Below are 2,598 nucleotides of genomic sequence, written 5' to 3'. Positions count from 1 at the left end.
ATGAGTTCGCCGTTGTCGTTCCAGGTGTAATCGCGGTCATACTGCAGGCTGTTCAGGTGCTGGCTCTGTAACTGCCCGGCAGGGGTGTAAGCGGTGGTGAGTTCATAACGGCCGAAGCTGCGCAGCGTTTCCCGGTGCAGGCGGTCGCGGGTGAAATCCACCAGCGGTGTGTCGCCGAGTTTCATCCCTGCCAGGTAACCACTGCCATAAGTCAGCCATTCCACGGCGGGCAGGCTGTCCGGTATACAGCGGTTCGCCAGCCCCTGCGCGTTGTACGCATGTCTGGTTTCATGCTGCCAGAGCAGTGCTTCCGTCTGCGGGTGATGCACCGTCTGGCGCTCACCGGTCAGGCGGCCTTTCTCATCATACCCGTAATGCACCGTCACCCGGTGCCCTTCGCTGAGATGGCTGATGCCTGTCAGCCAGCCGCGTTCGTCGTACCGCCACTGTTCTGCGGTTTCACCATTCACCGTTCGCTGCGTGATGCGGTCTGCTTCGTCATAGTGCCAGTGGGTGACCAGTCCCTCATCCTCGCTGCGGATAAGTTTGCCGGTCAGGTCGTGGTGATAACGCTGTGTGCGGCCGTCAAAGCCGGTTTCCTGTATCAGCCGGTCGAGTACATCGTAACGGAAGGTGGTGTGGCTGCCGTTTTCGTTTGTCAGGCGGATGACCCGTCCTGCAGCATCGTATTCCATACTGCGGGTCAGCCCGCCCTGCGTGGTACGGACGGCCTTTCCCCACGCATCGTACTGTGCCCCGTATCTGCTGCCGTCCGGGGCAATGACGGTGGTCAGGTCACCGGCGGCGTTGTATTCATACCGCGTTTCATGGCCCTGCGTGTCTTTCACCGCAATTAACTGTCCATGGCTGTCGTATGCGCGGCACTGGCTCAGGCCTTCCTCGCGGTGCACCGCCGTCATCTGCCCGAAGCGGTCATGGTCATAACGGGTCTGGTAGCCGGAACAGTCGGTGAAGGTCAGCAACTGACCGTAACGGCTCCACGTCATGGTTTTCCGGCTGCCGGTGGCATCTTCCGTTGCGCAGGGGAAGTCACTGTGTGGATTATCATAACGGTAGCGGATGATATCGCCGTCAGGGGCAGTTTCCTGAATCAGACGGCCGGATTCATCATATTCCCGGCGTATTTCCAGCCCGTCAGGCCCGGTGGCTGACGTTAACTGGTTGTGGTGGTTATAGTAAAACGCCGATGCCCTGCCATCCGGCGTGGTGATGCGCGTGATGAGTCCCGTCACCACATCCGGGCTGTATTCTGTTGTCCGGCCTGCGGCATCCGTCTGTGTCCTGAGCCTGCCCACCGCGTCAAACTGACTCTGCGTGACGCTGCCGTCCGCGTGTTCCTTTTTCACCACCCGCTTCAGCCCGCCTTCGCCTGCGGTATGCAGGACTTCATGGCGGTCCAGGCTGTCGGTGATGGTGATGCGGTCTTTCTCATACTGATACGTGTAGCTTAAGCCTGCCGGGTTTAGCTGTTCTGTCACCCGCCCGTCGCTGTCGTAACGGTAACGGATTTCCGGCCGGCCCGTGTGACGGTGCGCCACCATCCGGCCCCGGTATTTATCATCGTAAGTAAAGCTGCGCACCTGTGTATTGCTGCGGTCATACACCGCCGCCAGTTCGCCGCGCGGCGTCCAGCCATAGCGCACCAGCGGCGTGGCTGGCAGGTTGTCCGGGTATTCCGGGTCGTGCGTCAGCCACACGGCAGACAGACGGATACCGTTGTCCCGGCCATATTCCGTGTAGTCCGGCAGGGTATCAGGAAAAGCGGACTGTTCCGCCCCGCCGGAAGAGGCCTGCTGCCGGGCCTCTTCTGCCCGCTGCGCCTGCGTGGTCAGTGCCAGCCGGAAGTGACGCCCGGCACCATCCGTCACGCCGGTGATTTCGCCGCTGAATTCACCGGCGGTTTCGCGGTGAAACGTCTGTGTGCGCCCGAAGCGGTCCACCAGCCCGGTCAGTACCCGGTACGGCGGCAGCGGCGCGGGCAGCACCTCATCCGCCTCCGGCACCCGCTCACACCAGCCGAGTACCCACCACGGCCCCTGCGGACTGTTCGTCGCCAGATAACGATGCGGACTCAGGCGAAGCTCTTCCGGCAGCGCCTGCCAGAGTGCGGCCAGCCGGTGACCTTCATCCAGTCTCAGGACGCCGCCGCGCACCAGCCAGAGTGACTCGCTGCGGCTGTAACCGTCCTCACCGGGAAACAGGTGCTCAAAATACAGGCTTCTGCCGCCGTTATCACTGAGTATCAGTGTGTTATCGCGCAGCTGTAAGCGGATATCCGCAGGCATTTTCCAGCCGGGGCCGAGGCTCCCCACCGGCGCGGGCGTTTTTGTCCGGTAACTGCTGTACGTGCGGGAGAGGATGAACGGCAGCGGGCCGGGCAGGGCAATGTCTGTCTCGCCGGGAAGGACCTTTGCACCGAGCAGGGGATTGACCGGATGGCCGGACGTCACCCCGCCGGGGCACACCGAACAGGCCACGCCGGTGGGGGCACCAATACGTACCCCGGCTGAACCCTGAACAATGCTACCGCCATACTGCGTCATGTCGCCCTGACGCGCCGCCGGTTTTCCGCTCATC

At 62.4% G+C, this 2,598-nt stretch carries 1 protein-coding gene; it reads right to left on the bottom strand.

The genetic code is table 11. From position 1 onward, the window contains the following. Positions 1-2,597: DUF6531 domain-containing protein (locus tag BGE37_RS24600; protein ID WP_105288544.1), on the bottom strand; the 2,597-nt coding region annotated here is incomplete at its 3' end. Position 2,598: the final 1 nt, after the last annotated feature.

The organism is Escherichia sp. MOD1-EC6300, assembly GCF_002965045.1.
Taxonomy (GTDB): domain Bacteria; phylum Pseudomonadota; class Gammaproteobacteria; order Enterobacterales; family Enterobacteriaceae; genus Escherichia; species Escherichia coli_F.
This window is presented reverse-complemented; position numbering and strand designations above follow the sequence as displayed.